Source organism: Actinospica robiniae DSM 44927 (assembly GCF_000504285.1).
Lineage (GTDB): Bacteria > Actinomycetota > Actinomycetes > Streptomycetales > Catenulisporaceae > Actinospica > Actinospica robiniae.
The window spans coordinates 1,334,200-1,354,597 of sequence record NZ_KI632511.1 but is presented as its reverse complement, the minus strand read 5'-3'; the positions used below and the strand labels follow the sequence as shown (position 1 = coordinate 1,354,597).

At 68.2% G+C, this 20,398-nt stretch carries 15 protein-coding genes and 1 pseudogene; 14 read left to right on the top strand and 2 right to left on the bottom strand.

Going from position 1 to position 20,398, the window contains the following annotated elements; genetic code table 11:
• Positions 1 to 76 precede the first annotated feature (76 nt).
• From ACTRO_RS05760 to ACTRO_RS44765, 11 genes are all read left to right on the top strand, one after another.
• Positions 77 to 787, top strand: coding sequence for a hypothetical protein (locus ACTRO_RS05760; RefSeq protein ID WP_034261711.1), 711 nt, complete (start codon positions 77 to 79; stop codon positions 785 to 787).
• Positions 784 to 1,854, top strand: a complete 1,071-nt coding sequence (locus ACTRO_RS42805) for a GOLPH3/VPS74 family protein (protein WP_157435797.1) — start codon at positions 784 to 786, stop codon at positions 1,852 to 1,854. Before ACTRO_RS05760 ends, ACTRO_RS42805 begins: the two co-directional genes overlap by 4 nt.
• A 36-nt stretch (positions 1,855 to 1,890) precedes the next feature.
• Entirely contained in the window at positions 1,891 to 3,342 is a 1,452-nt protein-coding gene (locus ACTRO_RS05750; RefSeq protein WP_051450367.1) for an APC family permease, read from the top strand.
• Positions 3,339 to 3,980, top strand: a complete 642-nt coding sequence (locus ACTRO_RS05745; RefSeq protein WP_051450366.1) for a GNAT family N-acetyltransferase — start codon at positions 3,339 to 3,341, stop codon at positions 3,978 to 3,980. Before ACTRO_RS05750 ends, ACTRO_RS05745 begins: the two co-directional genes overlap by 4 nt.
• A 187-nt stretch (positions 3,981 to 4,167) precedes the next feature.
• Positions 4,168 to 4,395 carry a helix-turn-helix domain-containing protein gene (locus ACTRO_RS05740; protein ID WP_425394870.1) on the top strand — a complete coding sequence of 76 codons (228 nt, stop codon included), beginning with the start codon at positions 4,168 to 4,170 and terminating at the stop codon, positions 4,393 to 4,395.
• Between the two features lie 188 nt (positions 4,396 to 4,583).
• Complete coding sequence (locus ACTRO_RS42800; protein WP_245594659.1) at positions 4,584 to 5,684, top strand: CPBP family intramembrane glutamic endopeptidase; 1,101 nt, start codon at positions 4,584 to 4,586, stop codon at positions 5,682 to 5,684.
• A 276-nt stretch (positions 5,685 to 5,960) separates the two neighbouring features.
• Positions 5,961 to 7,214: a methyltransferase, FxLD system gene (fxlM, locus tag ACTRO_RS05730; protein ID WP_034261708.1), complete on the top strand. Its 1,254-nt coding sequence runs from the start codon at positions 5,961 to 5,963 to the stop codon at positions 7,212 to 7,214.
• A gap of 35 nt (positions 7,215 to 7,249) precedes the next feature.
• On the top strand, positions 7,250 to 7,408 hold the full coding sequence (gene fxlA / locus ACTRO_RS45280; RefSeq protein WP_084315995.1) for an FxLD family lanthipeptide: 159 nt from the start codon (positions 7,250 to 7,252) through the stop codon (positions 7,406 to 7,408).
• A 67-nt stretch (positions 7,409 to 7,475) separates the two neighbouring features.
• A complete protein-coding gene (locus ACTRO_RS05725) occupies positions 7,476 to 10,451 on the top strand; it encodes a lantibiotic dehydratase (protein ID WP_034261705.1) in 2,976 nt (991 codons plus the stop codon).
• A gap of 1 nt (position 10,452) precedes the next feature.
• Positions 10,453 to 11,676 carry a lanthionine synthetase C family protein gene (locus ACTRO_RS05720; protein ID WP_034261703.1) on the top strand — a complete coding sequence of 408 codons (1,224 nt, stop codon included), beginning with the start codon at positions 10,453 to 10,455 and terminating at the stop codon, positions 11,674 to 11,676.
• Positions 11,658 to 13,703, top strand: a complete 2,046-nt coding sequence (locus tag ACTRO_RS44765) for a thiopeptide-type bacteriocin biosynthesis protein (RefSeq protein WP_157435795.1) — start codon at positions 11,658 to 11,660, stop codon at positions 13,701 to 13,703. The genes ACTRO_RS05720 and ACTRO_RS44765 overlap by 19 nt, the downstream gene beginning before the upstream one ends.
• A 532-nt stretch (positions 13,704 to 14,235) precedes the next feature.
• On the opposite strand, the pseudogene ACTRO_RS46825 reads toward ACTRO_RS44765, so the two are convergent.
• Positions 14,236 to 14,962, bottom strand: a pseudogene (locus ACTRO_RS46825) (transposase); the annotation flags it as partial.
• Positions 14,963 to 15,009: 47 nt separating this feature from the next.
• On the opposite strand from ACTRO_RS46825, the gene ACTRO_RS05705 reads away from it, so the two are divergent.
• The 3 genes from ACTRO_RS05705 to ACTRO_RS05695 all read left to right on the top strand — a co-directional run bounded on the left by ACTRO_RS05705 (position 15,010) and on the right by ACTRO_RS05695 (position 18,559).
• Complete coding sequence (locus ACTRO_RS05705; protein ID WP_084315993.1) at positions 15,010 to 15,699, top strand: integrase core domain-containing protein; 690 nt, start codon at positions 15,010 to 15,012, stop codon at positions 15,697 to 15,699.
• A 258-nt stretch (positions 15,700 to 15,957) separates the two neighbouring features.
• Positions 15,958 to 16,227 carry a hypothetical protein gene (locus tag ACTRO_RS05700; protein ID WP_034261699.1) on the top strand — a complete coding sequence of 90 codons (270 nt, stop codon included), beginning with the start codon at positions 15,958 to 15,960 and terminating at the stop codon, positions 16,225 to 16,227.
• Positions 16,228 to 17,044: 817 nt separating this feature from the next.
• Complete coding sequence (locus tag ACTRO_RS05695) at positions 17,045 to 18,559, top strand: arabinofuranosidase catalytic domain-containing protein (RefSeq protein WP_034261696.1); 1,515 nt, start codon at positions 17,045 to 17,047, stop codon at positions 18,557 to 18,559.
• A gap of 196 nt (positions 18,560 to 18,755) precedes the next feature.
• Here ACTRO_RS05695 and ACTRO_RS48630 read toward each other — a convergent pair whose 3' ends face one another.
• On the bottom strand, positions 18,756 to 20,390 hold the full coding sequence (locus tag ACTRO_RS48630) for a site-specific integrase (protein WP_211244113.1): 1,635 nt from the start codon (positions 20,388 to 20,390) through the stop codon (positions 18,756 to 18,758).
• Positions 20,391 to 20,398: the final 8 nt, after the last annotated feature.

Here is a 20,398-nt window from a genome sequence, read left to right as displayed (position 1 = left end):
GTACCCCTTCGCACTTCCGCACCGACTGTAGCTTCCATCTGACGCCAGGTCACCTCATCGCAGCGAGGAAACCGGAATGAGCGAAACCCACCAGCAGCTCGGACACACCATGGCTCTCGAGTCCGTGCGCCATGCGATCACGGACGTCGAGGACGTCTCCTCGCGTCGGCGCACGATCGCGCAGGGACTGGTTGGCGCGCTGCTCAACGCCCTCGAGCATGGCGCCACCGAGTCGGAGATCGCCGCGGTCTTTGAGGCCCAGGACCTCACGTGCGTGCGAGCGGCGCTGGCCGAGGCCCCGCCGGAAAACCCCGAGCACGTCGCACTGCTCATGCGGATGCTCCCCGAGCAGCCGATCGACACCGACATACGAGGGGCTCGCACGGGTAAGACGCGGGGCATCGCGGACGGTCTGCTCTCCGCCGCTGAACTTGCCGGTGTCCTGCGTGCGGCGGCGCGCGTGGCCAAGGGCGATTCGAACCACGATTTCCGCACCGTTATCGACCTCCTCAACACCGAGATACGCGAGCCTGCCGGACAGCGACTGCTCTACAGCCCTGAGGTGAATCAGGTCGCTCATGCCTTGTGCAGGGTGATGGACGAGCGTGACCGATACCCGGTTCGCCCGATCGCCGCCGTGCACAAGTGGACAGCCGAGAAGCGCGTTTCAAGCGCGTCCCACGATGTCGCCCGCACGGCGCTAGTCGAACTGTTCAACGCCGCAGCCACCCTGGTCGAGGCTCACCCCGAAGCCGCCGACCCGGACCGCGACGAGGTTGGACGATGAGCGGGCACGTGCGCACAGCGAGGTTTGCTGCCACCGTTGATGGTGGCCTCTCGGTCAGTGAGCTGCGGGACCTGTTTAACGTCGCAGTGCAGTTGTGCGGGCGACCCGATTCCTCTCCCGCCGATCTGCCCGAGGTGGTGAGGCTCGCGCTCCGACGCCTGGGCCGTCCGGCTCTGGGTGCGGCAGCGCTCGATCAGGTCGCCCAGTCGGTGGTGGACGCGGCAGGGCTGTCGACCCTCCCGGGGTTCGGGCCGATGGAGGCAGTCGCCAGCGCGTTGATCGCAGAGGGCGAGAACGCGCCGGTTGCGCTCCATCTCCTCCTGGTGGAGGCGTGGAAGAGCCTTGAACCGGAAGAGGCGGTGTGGCGGCGTCAAGCGGTGCCGAGTGAGGAGGACCTGCTGCAGGGCGACCTCTCGCGTACGACGCTGTCCGGGCGTTTCTTCCTGCTTGCCCACGATCCCTTCGACGGCTCCCCGCTGATCTCAGAGCCGGTCTGCGCGCTCGGTCTGACCGGGATGCTGCTTGCCGAGCTGCTGCTGGTCGGGCGAGTAAGTCTCGACGTCAAGCGCGATGTGCTGGTCGAGCGTGGTCGCGGTCCCTCCTACGATACCTGGGCGGAGGTGTGCGCGGTGGCGGCCGAGGTCGCTGTGCGTCTGCGCGAGCCGTGCCCCATACGCACGGCGGTGGACGTCATCGCGGCCGACGCCTACCCGCGAACGCGGGAGGAGCTGCTCGGCGCCGGGATCCTGACGCGCCGCGAGGAATCCCGACTGCTGCGCGGAGCGCGCACTGTCTTCCCCCCGGTTCGCCCGCGGCTGGTCGAGCGCGTGTTCTACGGGTTGACTGCGCTTCAGAGCACTGATGCGAGCCAGCTCGATCCGCACCATGCGGCGCTGATCGCAGCCGTGCGGGCGACCGGTCTTGCCGCCACCGCCTCACGGCAGTGGTGGATGGCCGAGAAGGTCCCAGCCGAAGAATCTCTCGCGCGCCGCAATGTGGCACTGAGCTACCTGATCGGCCACGTCCGGTCGGCTACGACCACGGCTGTCGCCTCCCGGCAACGCTGATTCCCACCCACCTTTTACTGATTCGAGGAGAACACAATGACGCAGCTCGCCCACGCCGCGCCGCCCGGCACGAGAGCGCCGGGCCTGGCCCGCGGCAAGCTCAATGCGGTGATGGTCTCGTTCTTCATGATCGCCTCGTTGGGGCCGCTGCTGGTGAGTGGGGGCACACTGCCGTTGTCGATCGCGGCCACCGGCCAGACGCTCTTCCCTGCGGCGTTCCTGCTCACGGCCGTCGTGCTGGCGCTGTTCGTGCCCGGATACCTCGCGATGAGTCGGCATGTGACCAACGCCGGGCCGTTCTACGCGCTGATCACGAAAGGGCTCGGGCGCCCCGCGGGGGTGGCCGGGGCGCTGGTGGCGTTCGTGTTCTACTCCGGGATGCAGTGCTCGCTCTACGGCGCCATCGGCGTGCAGGGCGCCGCGTTCGTCGCGGACAACACGACCTGGCACCCGAGCTGGTGGGCCTGTGCCTTGGCGGCCTGGGCGCTGGTCGCGCTGCTTGGCCTGGCGAAGGTGGAGCTGACCGGCAAGGTCCTAGGGGTGCTCTCGGTCGCCGAGATCCTCGTGATCGCAGGGATCTGCGCTTTTGGCCTGGCCCACCCGGCCGCCGGACGCACGCACCTGGGCGCGCTGAACCCGGCGCACCTGACCATCGGCTCGTACGGTTCGCTGGCCGCGATCTGCGTGCTGTGCTTCCTCGGCTTCGAGCAGTCCGTCGTCTACAGCGAGGAGGCCAAGACTCCGCGCACCACCCTGCTGCGCGCAACCGTCGCGAGCCTCACGGTCGCAGCCGTGATCTACGTGGCCGGGGCACTGGCCGTGGACGTGCACTACGGCTCGCACGTGGTCGCCGACGCACAGAGCAAGGGGCCGGCGCTGTTCCTCGCGATGAGCCCGGGGGCGCTTTCGGACTGCGCGGACGTGCTGTTCCTGACGTCCCTGTTCGCCGCCGCCCTCGCGTATCACAACACGCTCATCCGATACGGGTACTCGCTCGGCCGGGACGGCGTGCTGCCCTCCGCAGTCGCCGCCGTCCGCCGCTCCGGGGTCGCGCGCACCGCCTCGCTGGTGCAGTCCGCGATCGGCCTTGCCGCCATTCTCGCCACGCTGCTGTTCCAGTGGGACCCGATGACGCAGCTGTTCTACATCGCCTCCACGACCGGCGGCTACGGGATCATGGTGCTGCTGGCCGTGACGTCCGTCGCGATCCTGGCCTTCTTCGCCCGCGACCCCCACGGCGAGTCGGCCGCGGTGCGCATCTGGTTTCCCGGAATCTCCGCGCTGGCGCTGCTCGGCATGGTGTGGGCCTGCACCGCGAATCTGCCGGACCTGCTCGGGATCTCCCCGGCCGACCCGACCGTCGAGCGCGTCTTCATCCTGCTCGCCGGGACCGCGGCGCTCGGGGTCGTGGTGGCTCTGGTCCTCAAGCTGGTGCGCCCGAGCGTCTACGCCGCGCTCGCCCCGATCGTCACGGAGGAGGCGGCATGACGCGCGCGACGACTGAGGGCGCTGCGACGCCCGCGATCATCTCGCCCTCGCGTCGGGACGCCCCGGTGCTCGGCCATACGATCGCGACCGCGTTCCACTCGCTGCCCGCCTCCCAGTACCTCGTGCCCGACCCGGAACGCCGCCGGAACGTGTACGGGGCCTACTTCCGACTCGCCGTCGAGGACGCGCTCGAGCAGGGCACGGTTTACGCGATCGGCGAGGGCGCGGCGGTGGCGCTGTGGATGCCCGTACCGGCCGAGGGCCTGCCCGAAGTCGAGCTCGACCACCGCCTGACACGCATCGACGACCTGGCCGAGCGCGACTTCGCGTTCCACCAGGCCCTGCACGCGCGCCACCCGTTCGATCGCGGCGCGCACCAGTGGCTGATGATCCTCGCGGTGCGCCCCGGCCGACAGGGCCAGGGCCTCGGCTCGCTGCTGCTCGACGCCCACCACGACCACCTCGCCAGCCTCGACCCGGAACAGCGCGTCGGGACGTACCTCGAGGCGGCGAGCATGCGCGCCCGCGACTTCTACCGCAGCCGGCACGGCTATTTCGATGTCGGCGATCCGATCGAACTGCCGAACAGGTCCCTGATGTACCCGATGTGGCGCGAACCGCACTCGGCCACGTCCTGACCCTGACTCCTGGCCCGTGCCTCCCGTACGCGGTCCAGGGCCGTGCCGGCTTCCCGCCTCCGCTGCGCTCCAGCGGGATGCCGGCACGGATCACCCCGCCAACCGACTGTGGGCCGCTGCCGGCCTACAGCCCACCCTCCATGAAATCCGATGGGAAACACCATCCGTGAATGAACCAACGACACCGGTGGCGGCGCCCACAGCCGTCCAGTTCTCTTCGACCATCGATCTGAGTGATCTCGCGTTCCTGACCGTGGCCGAAGTCGCCACGGTGCTGCGGGTGTCGAAGATGACGGTCTACCGGATGTTGCGCGACGAAACGCTCGAGGCGGTGCGCGTGGGCCGGGGCTACCGCATCCCGGCCAAGGCCGCACGCGCGCTGCTCACCGTCGAACAGGACGCGCCGCCGTCGTAGCAGCGCGCACTGACATCCCTTCCCTTCTTATGAGAAAGACCTCGATGTCTAGCCCTCTCAGCGGCGACGAAGCCGAGATCTCCTTCGCCATAGTTCCAGCCGATGGCAAGTTGCCGGATGCGGCCCCATTGACTCCGTTCCCGGATCCTCCGGCACCGAAGGCTTGGCAGCCCTCTGGTCGGCCCTTGGTGCATACGGCGCAGCCCACGACCAATCCGGACCGTATCCCAGCACTGCTGGCCTTCGGTGTCTTTGCCGCCATCTTCGGCCCTGGCGTCATCAAATCGGTCCTGGTGACCGGATTCGTGCTCGGCGGTGTGAGCCCGAACCTGCTTTACGATGTCCAGATCCACTCCAGTACATGGGCCGTCTACACCATCACTGCGGCCCTGCTCTACGGCGGGTCGGAACTGGTCTGGCGCCGCAACTGCGGATACCCGCTTCCCGCCCGGTTGGCACAGGTTCCCGTGTGGCTGATGGCAGCCCTTGTTCTGGCCGGCGGCGCAGGTGCGGCGTGGGCCGCGATCCGCCTTGATCGTCAGGGCAGCGATGCTGCGTTCGTCTGCGTTGAGGCGTTCGCCACGGCTATCTGGTTCGTGCTGCTGTGTCCCGCCGAGTCGACCGGCGTTCTCGGGCGCGCACCAGGCCACGCTCATGTCGGCCGCGCCGCAAAGATCGCTGCGGTGAGCATGCTGGGATTCGCCGCGGGTACTCCCGCGGTCGCGAATCTGATCCTCGAGTGGATGGTTGATCGAGGCCCGACTGCCATGGCTGGCAGGCTGGCCGCGGCGTACCGGGACGGCTATGCCAGCACCGGTGGGTGCGGCTGCTCCGGCCACCCCGGCCTCGGCTCCTTCAGGTCCGTGATGGCATTGCTCGCGAACTACGCCGCGAACGCATTCGCCGAGGAGCTGGTGTTCGCCGCCATCGTGCTCACGCTGGCACGCCTCGCCACCAGGCCGTGGGCGATCGTCGCGACGGCAGCCCTTTTACGGGTGCTGATGCATCTGTACTACGGCCCGCCCGGGTTCGCGATGGGCCTGTTCTCCGGTGTGAACGCGTGGGCGCTGCTGCGTTGGCGCAGGCTCGCGCCGCTGATCGCCTGTCACTTCGTCTACGACGTGATCCTGTGGGCTGGGGTGCGCGAAGGCTGGCTCTCCGGCAACACGTGGACCCAATACGGCCAACTGATCGTCATGTGCATGAGCGCAGTCCTGCTGTTCTGGCTGGTCGGCGCGATAGTGCGACGCGGCCGCTTAGCCGTTTCCGCACAGGCCGCTGCCGCATGACGCGAACTCTCGCCTCGCTCGTCGCAGCGGGCCTGCTGCTCACGGTTGGTTGCTGCGCCAGCAGCGGATCTGAGCACTCCGTCCTGGCGCCGGGCGCGAACCGACCCGTCGTAAGCCGAGCAACCAGCACGCGAGAAAGCACTGTGCCGGGATCAGCGCGAATACCGGGGCTGCCCGGCGTGGCGCATCGCCCGGCTGTGGGCGGGGGCTGATTGCCTGTCACGCGCCGGGCGCCCCGGCTGACGTACTGATCGACGAAGAGGAACTGACAACGAGATGACGGATGTGATCGAGATGACGGACGAAGCGGCTGAGGCCAAGGCGCTGCGCGCGGCGCTGGTCAAGACGCTGACCGATGACGGGGTGATCACGAGCGGGGCGGTCGCGGCGGCGGTGGGGGCGGTGCCGCGGCACCTGTTCACCCCGGAGGTCGCACTGGCCGAGGCCTATGGCGCGTACACGTCGGTGGTGACCAAGCGTGGTCCGGACGGGCGAGCGATGAGCTCGGTCTCGGAGCCGCACGTGCAGGCGTTCATGCTCGAGCAGGCGCAGATCGCCCCGGGCATGCGCGTGCTGGAGATCGGGTCGGGCGGGTACAACGCCGCGCTGATCGCCGAGCTGGTCGGCGAGGCCGGCGAGGTGACCACGGTCGATATCGACCCGATGGTGACCGACCGGGCCCGCGGGATGCTCGCGGCGGCCGGGTACGACCGGGTCAGGGTCGTGCTCGCCGATGCCGACGCCGGTCTCCCGGACGGCGCGCCCTACGACAGGATCCTGGTCACGGTCGGCGCGTGGGACATCCCGCCGGCGTGGACGGAGCAGCTGGCCGAGGGCGGCCGGCTGCTGGTGCCGCTGCGGGTGCGCGGCCTGACCCGCGTGATCGCGTTCGAGGACCGCGGCAACCACCTGGAGAGCGTGTCCGAGCGGATCTTCGGATTCGTGCCCATGCAGGGCGAGGGCGCCCACGAGGCGCACACGATCGTGCTGGCCGGCGGCGAGATCAGGCTCCGGTTCGACGACGCCGCCCCCGCGGACCCGGACGCGCTCGCCGGAGCGGTGGGCACGGAGCGGGCCGAGGTGTGGACCGGCGCGCACATCGGCCGCCAGGAACTGCTCCAGGGCATCGAGATGTACATGGCCACCGCCATGGACGGGTTCTGCGTGCTCAGCCTCGACCGCGACAAGGACAGCGGCCTGATCACGTTGCCGGGCAAGAAGGCGTTCGCGATGGCCGCGGTCGAGGGCGGCTCATTTGCCTACCTCACCTCGCGGGCGAGCCAGGACCCGGACGAGGTCGAGTTCGGCGTGCACGCCTACGGCCCCGGACGCGACGCGCTGGCCGAGGACATGGCCGGTCAGGTGCGCATCTGGTCCAAGTGCCTGCGCGGCCGCGGTACGGGCGCGAGCTTCGCGCTCTACCCGGCGGCAACCCCCGACGACCAGCTTCCCGGCGGGCGGGTCGTAGACAAGAAGCACCGCCGGGTCCTGATCTCCTGGCCGGAGGTGACCGCCGGCCAGGACGCGTAACACCCATCCCGTTTCACGAGAGAAAGGGCCTGCTCATGCACCCCTCGACCGACGACGACTTCTCGCTGGACCTCGGCGTGGTCGTCGCCATGACCCCGGACGGACTGATGGACTGCCCGACCGACGACGGCTGCGGCAACACCTGCTCCGGCAACGACAGCTCCTGCAACTCCTTCACCGACGACCCGTCCTGACCACCCCGCCGGTGCGCCGCCGCAACCAGGCGGCGCACCGGCACCACCTGCGCGACATGGAGGAGCGATGGCCAGGCGGCCGACGACATACCGCCACCACGGCGTGGCACTGCTGCGCGCCAGCACCGATCCCGGCGGCCTCGAACTGCCCGGCGACCTTGCCCTCGACGATCTCTCCGAGCATGCCCGCGCCCTGCGATGGATCAACGCGACCTGGCAGCGCGAGCAGGTACAAGCAGCCATCACCCACGCCAGCCCCGCACTCGCGGCACAAATCGAGCAGCTGCGGGACGCCGATGACCCGGCACCCGAGCATGTGCGCCGAGCCGGGCTCTCACTCGCGTCCTACCTGCTGCGTTGGAGCGGGCGGGCCACACCCTTCGGCATGTTCGCCGGGACCGCGTTCGTCCGCACTGCACCGTGTGCGAGTGTGACCTGGACCGGCAAACACACCTACGCGGCCCGTGTAGACGCGGCCTGGCTCTCGCGGACCATCAGCGAACTCGAACAGCAGCCCTCGATCCTCGAGCGCGTCCCCGTCGTCGCTCACAGCGCGGCGAGCATACGCGCTGGCCGCTGCGTCATCCCGGGCCCGCCGGTCGAGCACGCCGATCTGGACCGAGCGCCCGTGGAGGTATCCACTCGCCTGACCCCGCCGGTGCGCGCAGTGCTCGAATCGGCCTCCACGCCGCGCTCCTACCGGTTCGTTCGCGCGCAGGTCGCGGCCCGGTTCCCGGCAGCACCGCGCGAGCGCATCGACGCGCTGCTGTGCGAACTGATCGCTGCGGGCTTCCTGCTCACCGGTCTGCGCGCGCCCGCCACCGAACCCGACCCGCTCGGGCACCTCAGCAATGCGCTGATCCAAGCGCGTACGAGACCCGTCGAACAGATCAGCCGGATGCAGGAGGCGATCGAGTACGGAACTGCACCGCCGGACAGCCTGATGATCAACACTGCTCTGGACGGAGAGATAGCGCTGCCCGATGCCGTACTCGAAGAGGCGAGCGAAGCGGCCGAGCTGCTGTGCCGCCTGTCACCACACCCCGTCGGCTACCCGGCTTGGCGCGACTACCACCGCCGATTCCGCAGCACCTACGGCACCGGCGCCCTCGTGCCGTTACTTGAGCTCGTCGGCGACGCAGGCCTCGGCTACCCGGCCGGGTATTTGGCTTCCGCCTACGAACGCGCACCGCGCCAGCTCGCCCCGCGCGATGAGGCGATCCTCGAACTCGTCCAACGCACCCAGCTTGAGGCGGGCAGCGAGATTGACCTGACACCGGCCGTGATCGCCGACCTGGCAGCCGCAGGCGAGATCATGTATCCGCCGCGGACAGAGATCTGCGTCGAGGTGCGCGCCACCTGCGTGGGCGAGCTGGTGCGCGGCGCCTTCCAACTCACGATCACAGGGGCTCCGCGGCCCGGCAGCAGCATGGCCGGCCGCTTCGCCCACCTGCTCGAGGCTGACGACCGCGAGCAGCTGGCCGCGACGTACGTGGCCCACGACGAAGAGGCACTAACCGCCCAACTCTCCTTCGCTCCGCGCAAACGCTCGAACGAGAACCTCACCCGCACCTCCGAACTGCTTCCGCATGTGATCTCCCTCGGCGAGCACCGCCCGCCGGGCCCGAATGTGATCCTGCCCGCCGACTTGGCGGTGACCGCGGACGCGCGCAGCCTCTACCTCATCCACGCACCCACCGGGCGCGTCATCGAACCCCGCGTCACCCACGCCCTGCAAGCAGGAGTCCAGACCCCACCACTCGCCCGGCTCCTCTCCGAACTGACCACAGCGCGCTGCGCCGTATACAAGGCCTTCGACTTCGGCGCAGCCGCACGCCTTCCACACCTCCCCCGAGTGCGCTACCGACGCACCGTGCTCGCCCCAGCACGCTGGCTCCTGCACGTCAAAGACCTGCCCGGCCGCGCCGCCTCCACCCGCGAGTGGGAGAACGCGTTCGGGGTCTGGCGCAACCGCTGGCAGGTCCCGCAACACGTTGCCATCTGCGAGGATGACCGGCGTCTTCCGCTCGACCTGGATCACCGCACCCACCGACTCGTGCTGCGCACCCGCCTGGCGGCACGAGCACAGATCGAGCTGCGCGAAGCTGTCGAACCGGAGCAACTCGGCTGGATCGGGCGCGCTCACGAGCTGCTCATCCCACTCACCCTCACCCGCCCGGCCAGACCGGCCCCCGCGACCCTGACACTGCGCTCCGAACCCCGGTTCCCGGGCACAGGCAGCGTCCTGCACGCCCGCATACATGCCCACCCGACCCGATACGACGAACTGCTCACCGACCACCTGCCGCTACTGACCGCGTTCCTGCCCGGCTTGGAACGCTGGTGGTTCAACCGCCACCGCGAGATGGCGCGGCCCGAGGCTGACCAGCACCTCAGCATCTACCTCAGACTTACCCACCCCGCCGCATACGGTGATGCGGCGGCCTCGGTCAGCACCTTCGCCCAGGGACTTGAGCGCGCCGGCATCGCTGCTGGCCTGACCCTCGCCAGCTACCAGCCACAAACTGGGCGATACGGGTACGGGCCGGCAGCCGATGCGGCCGAAGAAGTCTTCGCGGCTGACACGGATGCGGCCCTCGCCCAAATCACTTCCGCCCGCTCCGAAGGCGTACACCGCCAAGCCCTGGCCGCGGCCGGCATGCTCTCCATCATCACCGCCCTAGCCGATTCCGAGCGCGAGGCACGCACCTGGCTGCTCGAGCAGCTGCCGCGCACGGGCGAACGACTGCCGGGTTCACTGCGCGAGCAGGCCTTCGCCCTGACCGACCCAGTCGACGGCGCCGCCGCCCTTGCCGCACTGCCCCATGGCGAGCAACTCGGCACGGCCTGGCGCGAGCGCAGCGCCGCACTGCACCGGTACCGCGAGACCGTCGCCGCCCAGCGCAATCCGCTCGACGTCGCCCGCACTCTGCTCCACCAGCACCACGTACGTGCCGTCCGCGTCGACCCGGCGACCGAACGCGTCACCGAACGCCTCGCCCGGGCCACCGCGCTGAGCCTGACCCGACGACAGGAACACTGAATTGCCTGCCGGCACAGCGGCCCTCGCGCACCGCGCCGAAGAGATCGCCCGCAGCCTGTCCACCCCTACACCGCCGCCACCCGGCGAGCCCTGGCTCGCCAGCTCCCTGACCAAGGGGCCCGTGGGGATCAGCCTGCTCCACAGCGAGCGCGCTCGGGCGGGCTTGGACAGTTGGGACAGCGCGCACACCTGGCTCAAAGCCGCAGCCGCCAACCCCGTCTCGGCCGCCGAAACCACCGGGCTCTACCTCGGCATCTGCGCACTCACCTTCGCCCTCGACACCGCATCCGAACGCTACGCCGCCGCCCTGACCGACCTCGACCGGCACGTCCAAGACCTCGCCCACCGACGCGTCGCCGCTGCCACCCAGCGACTCGAAGCCGGAAAGCCCGCAGCTTTCCGAGAGTACGACATCTTCTTCGGACTCACCGGCATCGGAGCCCTCCTGGCCCGCCGCGACCCAGCCGGAAACACTCTCGAACGCGTCCTCACCCACCTCGTCGCCCTCACCCGCCCGCTCCACGTCAGTGGAGTCGCTGTGCCGGGCTGGTGGGTCGGGCACGACCCGCACCGTCGCCAATCCCCAGACTTCGCCACCGGACACGCCAATCTCGGCGCCGCCCACGGCATCACCGGCGTTTTACTCCTGCTTGCCGGCACCGCCCGCCGCGGCATCAGCGTGCCCGGGCAGCTCCAAGCGATCTCCCGCATCTGCGCCTTCCTCGACCGGTGGGAACAACCAAGCGAGCGCGGACCGTGGTGGCCACAGTGGCTCACGTACGAGGAACTCACCACCGGCCGAACCACCCAGGCCGGCCCCGGCAGGCCCAGTTGGTGCTACGGCACACCCGGCATCGCCCGCGCCCAACAGATCGCCGCCATCGCCCTCGACGACTCCGCCAGGCAGGAGCAGGCCCAGCAAATGCTCGCCCTCGTGCTCGAAGACGCCGCCACCCACCGGCGCCTGACCGATCCGGGCCTTTGCCACGGCTGGGCCGGCATCTACATGACAGGACTACGCGCTGCGCTCGACGTCGCCGACCCGAAGCTGGATGCCGCCGTCGACGCCGTTGCCCACGAACTCGGTGAAGTCGCCCACGAACGATCGCCAGGCCGGGACCCGGGACTGCTCGAAGGCGATGCCGGGTTCGCCCTCGCTCTGACCGCAGCGGCACACCGCGCCGCACCGAGCACCGGATGGGACACATGCCTACTGATCAACTAGCCGCTGCCACAGGCCCAGGCGACATCGAAGCCTCACGCTGGGCTCACTACGCGCTGCAATGGGCTGACTGGTCTCAAGCGGAAGACCATGCTCGCACCCACCTCGCCCCGCTACTCGCTTCTCCCAACGGCCACGACCTTGCATGGTGGTTCATTCGTAAACACCCCTGCTGGCGTATCCGCGTAGACCAGGCTCGCGGCCTCCTCCAGGATGAACTCGCCCTCGCGCTCGACCGGCTCGTTGAAGAGGGAGTCCTCGCCTCCTGGCATCAGGGAATCTACGAACCCGAAACCGCCGCATTCGGCGGGCCCGCCGCCATGGCCGCATCACACCAGCTCTTTCTCGCCGATAGCCACGCAATCCTCAAGAACACCACGGCAGCCGGACGCCGCGAGATCTCCCTCACGCTGTGCGGGCTCCTGCTGCGCGGTGCCGGCCTCGAATGGTACGAACGCGGCGATCTGTGGCACCGCGTCAGCCACGAACGCCCCCTGCCCCGAGACGTCGCGGCCGAGAACATCCACGACCTCGCTGCAACGATGCGCACCCTAATGTTGGGCGCTCCGGCCGAGCCCGCCGCGCTCGGCCAGCGGGACCTCGTCGCATGGGCCGTAGCGTTCCACTCCACCGGCCGCGAACTACGCCGCCTCGCCGACCACGGCGCCCTTGAGCGCGGCCTGCGCGCGGTACTGAGTTACCACGTGATCTTCCACTGGAACCGGATGGGTCTGCCTGCCCGCACCCAAGCCATCCTCGCCCACGCCGCCCGCGCCGCAATCCTCGACACCGAACCAGACCCGGTACCGGCAGCACCCAACCCGACGCTACCCGCCGACGCCCTCGCCACGACCACAGCCGCTTTCCCGCTGATCCGCGAACCCCGCCTACACGCCGCTGACCTCACCTCGCGCATCGACGAAGCCGCCACCTTCGCCGACCGACTCGCGGCCGACGCCCCGGCTGAAAAGCAGATCGAGAACGCATGCACAGTATGGAATCTCGCAGCTCTCATCTATGCCGACTGCGGCCTCACGCAACGCGCAGTCGAACTATGCGAGACTCAGTTCGAGATCTTCCACGCAGCCTGGCCTGTCTCTGGTCGTATCGCCATCGCCTCGCTGCAGCCATTGATCAATCTTATCCGCCTCACCCGCCGCGGCGGAGACCCCCGGGCCGCGCACCAAGCGCTCGTCGCGCTTGACCACGCCGTCCACCACGCCGGCAGCACCACGATCACCCGGCGAACCATCAACTTCGCCAGCTTCACCGACCGACCCGGCGGCCTGGGTAAGGCCACGCCCTGGCTGCGCACTGTCCTGCTGGAGGACGGCACGCGAGCGCTGATGGCAGCGCACGACTGGACCGCCGCCGCCGAACACGCCGCCATCTATGATTCGCGTCCCGAACTGCTTCGCGAGGCCCGCCAGACCCGTATCATCGCCTTGGCCCACAACGGACATGCGAAAGAAGCGCTCGCTGTGCTCGCCGCAACCGAACTCTCTCAACCATGGGAGCATGCCGTCGCGGCTTGCCTGCGCAACCTCATCCATCAATTGGTAGACCCGCCGAAACCATACGACGTCTCGGCGCTGTTTGCCGCTGTACAGCTTGCCCGCGCCAACCCCGACCGCTCCACAACCAGCTTCAGGACACGCCTGACTCTCACGGCGCTGCGACTGGCTACGCCGAACGCGCCGGGCGATGCCGCGCAGCTCGCCGCCGGCGTTGCCGAGGACATCATCACCTTCGACAACGCGCTGTGCGCTCGCGACACCTTGGCTAGCCCGGCCGCCTGCGAACGGATGACCGCCTCTCACATCGCTTCGCTTGAGTCGCTGACCGCGCGCGCATACCTGAAAGCCGGAGCAATGCCAGCGCCATACGATCGGCGGCTCATCCACATCCTCGACGAGACTGGGCCTGCTCTCGCCCGGGCCCTCGCCGAGTCAACGCGCGGATCGATCGCGGCAGCCACTTCGTCCGGGGAAAGTCGAGCTCCTTGGCGAGAAGCACGGAGACAGCTTTGAGAATCTTGTGCGCCCGCAGCAGCTCATCCGCCTCCGCGCGCGGCAGTTGAGCGCTTCGTGCTCGACGCCGACGAGACTGCCCCAGCTCGCTGCGGCTCCCTCGCCCTGGCGCACCCACTACCGCAGCGCCTCCGGTGCAGCCATTAGTTCTCTGACTCTCCTCGGTGAGGAGATCATCCGCAGTATCAAGGCCTCCAGGAACCCCAAGCGCATCCCCTCGCCAATCCAGGAGAAACTAGACATATTCCATCAACCTATTGGCAAGGGCTGGGCCTCCTCGATCGCTTGACGGGGAGGCCACGCCACCTCAAATGATCTGCGGCGATACCGTTACGCGTCAGCCGAATTAGCGGAACGGTCTCACATCATTGCTAGCCTCCGTCTTTCGCCAAGCATGTGAGTTCGTGGTCTGAGTCTGCTGGTCGTTGGCCGGATGGTGTGCTGGGTTCTGAGGCATGCCTCGGTGCCGACGCGGGTGGTCGGCTTCTTCCTGGTTCTTTCGGGTCGTGGCCGGCGGGGTTGTTGCGGCTGGTCAGCAGGTGCGGGGCCGGGGCAGGTGGGCGAGACGTTCGAAGGCCGTGGCCGGCTGTTTCGCCCAGGGCCAGTGCTCGTCGATGTGCAGGCGGGTGCGCCTGGCGGATCGGGTGATCCGTCCCGCGACGTGCAGCAGCCGGTAGCGGATCTTCTTCGGCTCGGCGCGCGCGAGAGGCGCCCTCGAGCAGCAGCATCCGCATCCAGCAGGTCAGGTCGATCCCGGTCAGCGCGAGTTCGAGCCAGGCCTGGTTGATCGGGTATTCACGGGAGGGGAAGCGGCCGAAACCGGAGTCTTTGCCGCACCGGATGCGGTCTTCGACCCGGGCGTGCGCCCGGTGGCGTGCCTCGATCCAGGTCAAGGGCCCGTCGCCGAGCTGGCTGTCGGTGGCGATGACCTGGTGGCGCCATCCCTCGATCGTGTCGGACAGGCTCAGTTGGGCGCCCGGGTGCGGGCGCTCGCGCCGCCCCAGGCATCGGGTGCCGGGTGGAAGGTTCGCGCCGTACCCGTAGAGCAGTCCGGTCAGCTCGGCGACCTCGGCGCCGTCGCGCACCTGTCCGTCGGCCTCGATCGCGGGGTACCACGCTGTGGCCGACAGCTTCGTGATCGCCTGGCGGACCTGCTCGTCGATCGGGGCGCGGACCGAGAAGCGTCCGTCGAGGCCTTCCTCGCGCAGGGATCTGATGTGGGCGAGGAACGCGTGCGTGCACCCGGCGCAGCTCGCCCTGGATCCGCACCACGCCCCACCGGTGGTTCTCTCTGGCCATACGCAAGATGAGCTCGACGAGGTCCCATGGGGTCGCTGCCTCCACGATCCGCAAGGTCCTGCGCTCGCACAGGATCCCGCCGCCTGCTCATCGTGACGAAGCCTGGCGCACCTTCCTACGCGCCCACGCCGCGACACTGTCGGCCACGGACTTCTTCCACCTCGACTGCGCTATCACGCTCAAGAGGTTGTATGTGGCGTTCGTGATCGAGATCGACTCCCGTCGAGTGCACCTGCTCGGGATCACCGAACACCTCGCCGGCCAGTGGGCCACCGAGCTCGCGCGCGAGCTGACCTGGCAGCTCGAGGAGACCGGCCACCGGTTCACCCACGTGATCCGGGACCGGGACGCGAAGTTCACCGACGCCTTCGACGCCGCGTTCGCCTCGGCCGGGATCACCACCGTGAAGACCGCGCCGCAGGCACCGCGGATGAACGCGTTCGCCGAGCGGTTCGTGCGCACCGCCCGAAACGCGTGCACCGACCGGATGCTCATCGCCGGCCCACGCCACCTGCGCACCGTCTTGGAGGAGTTCATCGAACACTACAACGCCCACCGAAGCCACCAAGGCCACGGAATGAACCTGCGAGCACCGAACGACGACCCGAATCTCATCGCCTTCCCCACGCCGAAGGAGCGGATCCAGGGCCGAACCGTCCTCGCAGGCCTGATCAACGAGTATCGAGCAGCAGGCTGAAGACCAGGTCACACCATCGGCCTAGTTCTCGACCACTACAGGCACGCATGCCGGCCAGAGCCCACCGGGGGTTGCCCGGCATCCGGACCTCATCCCCGTGCCGTCGCATGACGTAAAAAGGTCGTAACACGCCGCTGATAACCTCAAGGCCCGGTGGGCGGGAAAGGGGATGCGACGATGGCGTAGCGCGCGTTTCGTACAGTGGTTAACGCAAATCCCTGCGGTCTGCGCAGTACGGCGCCGCCCTCGGTCACGCAGATGCTGATCAGCGACGTTACCACGCAGCCGACGCTGGTCAAGCTCATGGGTCGGACATTCTCCGCCATCAACGCGGGCCAAGAAGTCATCATTACCGACACGACAGACATCACCCGGCCCCTCCGCCTTGGTTGCGCCAAGGCGCAGAACGGCGACGGAGCCTGGCAAATCGTTTCCGCACGCGACCATCACCTGCTGACGACGCCGGATCTCCTCTGCGCTGTCGCGGCCCTGCGAGCGTCCACGGATCCGGCGTTCACCGCCGGCTGACTACGCGGACCAACGCGGAGCAGTGTGCCCGCCAACTTCCGAGTCGATCTTTCATGCGTGACAGGAAAGCTTCAGACTCATTCTGACACCCATCGCCTAGTTCGATGGCGAGTAGCGTGGATTCGGGTGGGTGGCAGCCTGATCTGATCAACGGGGTCAGCGAGTTCGGCGCGCCCGAAAAAACTGCGGACATGGGCAGCGCGCTGCTGGCCTGACCTCGACATCCGGTTGTGAGCTGGCGGCGTCTGCGGGCCGAGCCGACTCCGTGTATCGATCCGAGCTGATCCCACGGCTGCCGTCGCGAGCGGTCCATGGTGGCTTGCCGGTGGTGGTGCCGATCGTCGGACAGCGCCGAGTACAGGCCTGAAAGTTTCACAATCAGTCCGACTCATTCGAGGCGTCACGACGGAGGCGGCCGGGCAGCCTGACTGCCCGTCGACAAGGCAAACTCGGCATTCGAAAAGATTCGAACGCATTTCAACAGCTGATCCGACTCTTCCGGACGCCTTGACGCATCTTGCCGCCCGGAGTTTCGTGCCTTCCACGGCTTGGCCTCGACCGGGGTGCCGGACCGGTCATGGTCACCAGCACAGGGACTGAGTACAGGGGTGGCCACAAGCTGCCGAACGCGGCGGCACGGGAAAAGTGCGTCCACGCCGGTCCCGGTGTCACAAAGCGTGCTGCACGCAGTCAATGAGAGGAAGGGAAGATTCCAGTGTTCGAACTCGTACGTCAAGCTTGCCGCGCCGGCAACGGGACCGTGCGTCCACCGGGCCGAGCACGCGGTGAGGGGGGCGCCGGCAGGCATCCGCAGGCAGTGAGGAGGTTTCGCCGCCACGGGCTTCTCGGCCGACTGGCCTCGGCGAGCGTCCTCGCGGCCTCAGTTCTGGTTCCGGTCACGGCAAGCCTGTCGGCGGCTCCGTCAGCACAAGCGGCCGTCTCGCTCCCGTGCGACATCTATGCGACGGGCGGCACGCCGTGCGTAGCCGCGTACAGCACGACCCGCGCCCTGTTCGCCGCGTATAGCGGTCCGCTCTACCAGATTCAGCGCTCGTCGGATAAGAGCTATCTCGATGTCGGCGTCGCGGCGGCCGGTGGCTACGCCAACGCTTCCGCGCAGGTCTCGTTCTGTTCCGGGACGACGTGCACGATAACCAAGCTGTACGACCAGAGTTCGGAGCACAACGACCTGCCGATCTCGTGGATTCAGTCGGATGTCGGTGCTGACGCGATGGCTCTGCCGGTGACCGTGAACGGCAACGCTGTCTACGGGGTGAAGGTTCTCAACACCTCAGCGGGTGCTGTCGGCTACCGGGACTTCAGCACCCAGGGCGTGCCGACCGGTTCCCAGCCGGAGGGGATCTACGAGGTCACCTCGACCGCGCTCTACAACAGCAGCTGCTGCTTCGACTTCGGCAGCGCCGAAAACGGCTGGCGGGACGACGGCGACGGAACCATGAACGCGATCGAGTTCGGCAGCGCGTGCTGGTTCGGGGGGTGCACCGGGTCCGGGCCGTGGGTCGAGGCCGACCTCGAGCAGGGCATGTACAGCTCGATCACCGGGCCGAACAACGCCTCCAACCCGGGCATCACCTACCCGTTCGTCACGGCGTGGGAGAAGAACAACGGCACGAGCAACTTCACCCTGAAGTACGGCAATGCCAACGGTGGAAGTCTCACCACCACGTACTCGGGGGCGCTGCCCAGCGGTGGCTATTCGCCGATGCGCCTGGAAAACTCCGTCTTGCTCGGCACCGGTGGAGGCAACGACCACGGTGACACGGGAGAGTTCTTCGAGGGTGCTGTGACCTCCGGGTTCCCGTCGGACGCGACCGAGAATGCCGTCCAATCCGAACTGGCCTCGGTCGGCTATGCGGCTGTAGCGGCACCTCCTCAGGTCTTCCCCAGCGGTTACCACCGGCTCGTGGTGGGCAATGACAGCCTGTGCCTGGACTCCTACGGCAATACCTCCAACGCGGGTGCGGCGATCGACCAGTACACCTGTAACGGCCAGGCCAACCAGCAGCTCCAGTTCGTGCCGACCTCCGGCGGCTATGGCGAGCTGCAGGTGGAGAACTCGGGGCAGGACGTGAGCGTGGCGAACAGCTCGACCTCCCAGGGCGTGGCCGACATAGTCCAGGAGCCGGTCAACGGCAATGCCGCCAGCCAGTGGCTGCCCTCGCAGCAGTCGGACGGCTCATGGCAGTTCAAGAACAAGAACAGCGGACTGTGCCTGGACGTCTTCGGGGCCGGGTCCAACAACGGCCAGCAGCTGGACCAGTGGCCGTGCAAGAACGCCCCTGGGACCAACCAGGACTTCACGCCCCACTGATGGCCAACCGTGACCTGGGCCGGTATCCGAGCCGGCCCAGGTCCGGAACGCCACGACAGGGCCCTTGATCATCCACGTTTGGGTCTGGTGTTCGATCCGTTGACGGCCAGACTGCCGTGAGTTCAGCGAGACTGACGGCACTTCATCGCGAACCCACGTGGGTTCGTCGCTTGGGGTCGGGATTCTCGGTGGGTTGCTACTTTCGCTGGCGATCAACAGCGGCCACCCAGCCACGGGCGTGCGGGTCGGGATCCGCCCTAGCAGCTTCGATCGCGCCTTCAAACAGATCATGAAGATGTAGAGGGTAGGCGTCGCGTGACGGCGGCAGCATCCAGAGAAGCGCGTAGCGTATCCGCAGGTCCGGCACATCGCGCAGGAGCTTCAGCGAGGTCTCACGCCAGGCATCGACGATGTCCTGCGACACGTCCAGGGCGGGATCACGTGTCGTGCCGACTGCGTAAGCAGGCGATCGGCCTTCCCGCAGTGGGACTCCCGTGCTGTACCAGGCTCGGAGCGCGCCGACACGTTCGGCGTCGGTGCCTGTGCGCAGGTATTCGACCAGTGCCGCACGCACCCGGCGGCGGCCGAAGACGTAGACGGCGGGTTCGACGAACCAGCGGCAGAAGCTGGGGTCGGGGTCGTAGACGGCAGCGGCCATCAGCGCGCCGAATAGCTCCTCTGGCAGGGTCGCGCGCTCGAGCAGCGGTTTCCGCACTTCGGCGGCTATAGCTCGTCCGCTTCGAGGTTCCGTCAGTGCGGCAGTGACGTCGATGCCGAGCAGCTGTGCCACCTTCTCCGCGCGGAGGCGGAGAGCACGTTTCGCTGTCTCGGCATCCCGTTCGCTCACGAACAGCAATTCTGGTTCCCCCGTGTCAACAGGTCCAGCCTGTGCGGCCTGCAGCCTGGTTGTCTGAACCTGGCGTCGGCTCGCCCGCGGGTCCCTCGTTCGTGATCTTCTCTCGATGTCGGCGTACCTGGCGGCGGCGGTGTGGGAGAGGTGGAACACGAGCGCGAGGTGCAGTGGGTCGGGCCCGACGGTCAAGGCCTCGTGCAGGATGCGGTCGGCCCGGATCCGTTCGAGGTCGACGCCGCGGCGAACGAAGTGGACCTGGAGGTAGTGGGCGCTGACCGGGGCGGTGCCGAGCGCGCTGGCGGGGGTGATCAGCACGTGCCGGTTCGGGGTGTGTGGCCAGCGTCTTCTTCTCTCGACCAGCCATGACCTGAGCGCGTCGTGGGCGAGTTCGCTCAGGCGCTGTTCGTTTCCGCCGAGCGTGATGCGTCGGGCGGCGCGGTCGACGTCGTCGAGCGTCAGCTGTCGAATCGCGGCAGGGCGGGCGGCGTGAATGGCGGTCAGGGCGATGACCAGGCGGTGGATCGGGTCGGTTGCCGTGCGTTCGATGGCGCTGATCTCGTGTTCGGCCAGCGGCAGCACCGAGGCGGGGATCTCTTCGCTGTGCAGCCTCCTGGTCGGATCGGTGAAGATTCGGCCGTACTTCTTGGCGTGGCGAAACAGCGACCGTAACGCAGCGACGGCGTTGCGCCGCCGCCAGCCGTTCAGCGGCGCCAGCACCGCGGTGATGTCTATCGCGGTGACCTCGCGCAGGTGATCGCGTTCTTCGGCGAGGCGTTCAAGCAGCGGCCTTACCGAGCTGAAGTACACGTGCACGGTGCTTTGCGACCGCGCGGTGGATCGTGGACCGCCCTGGCTGAGTGTCAGTAGCCACGCGCGAACGTCGGGGGCGAATCCCGGGCAGAGCGATGCGGCAGAACGCTCGATCCACGGCAGGTCGCGTGGCCCGGCGTCGTCTTCGAGCAGGTCGAGGTCGGTCAAGACCTGCT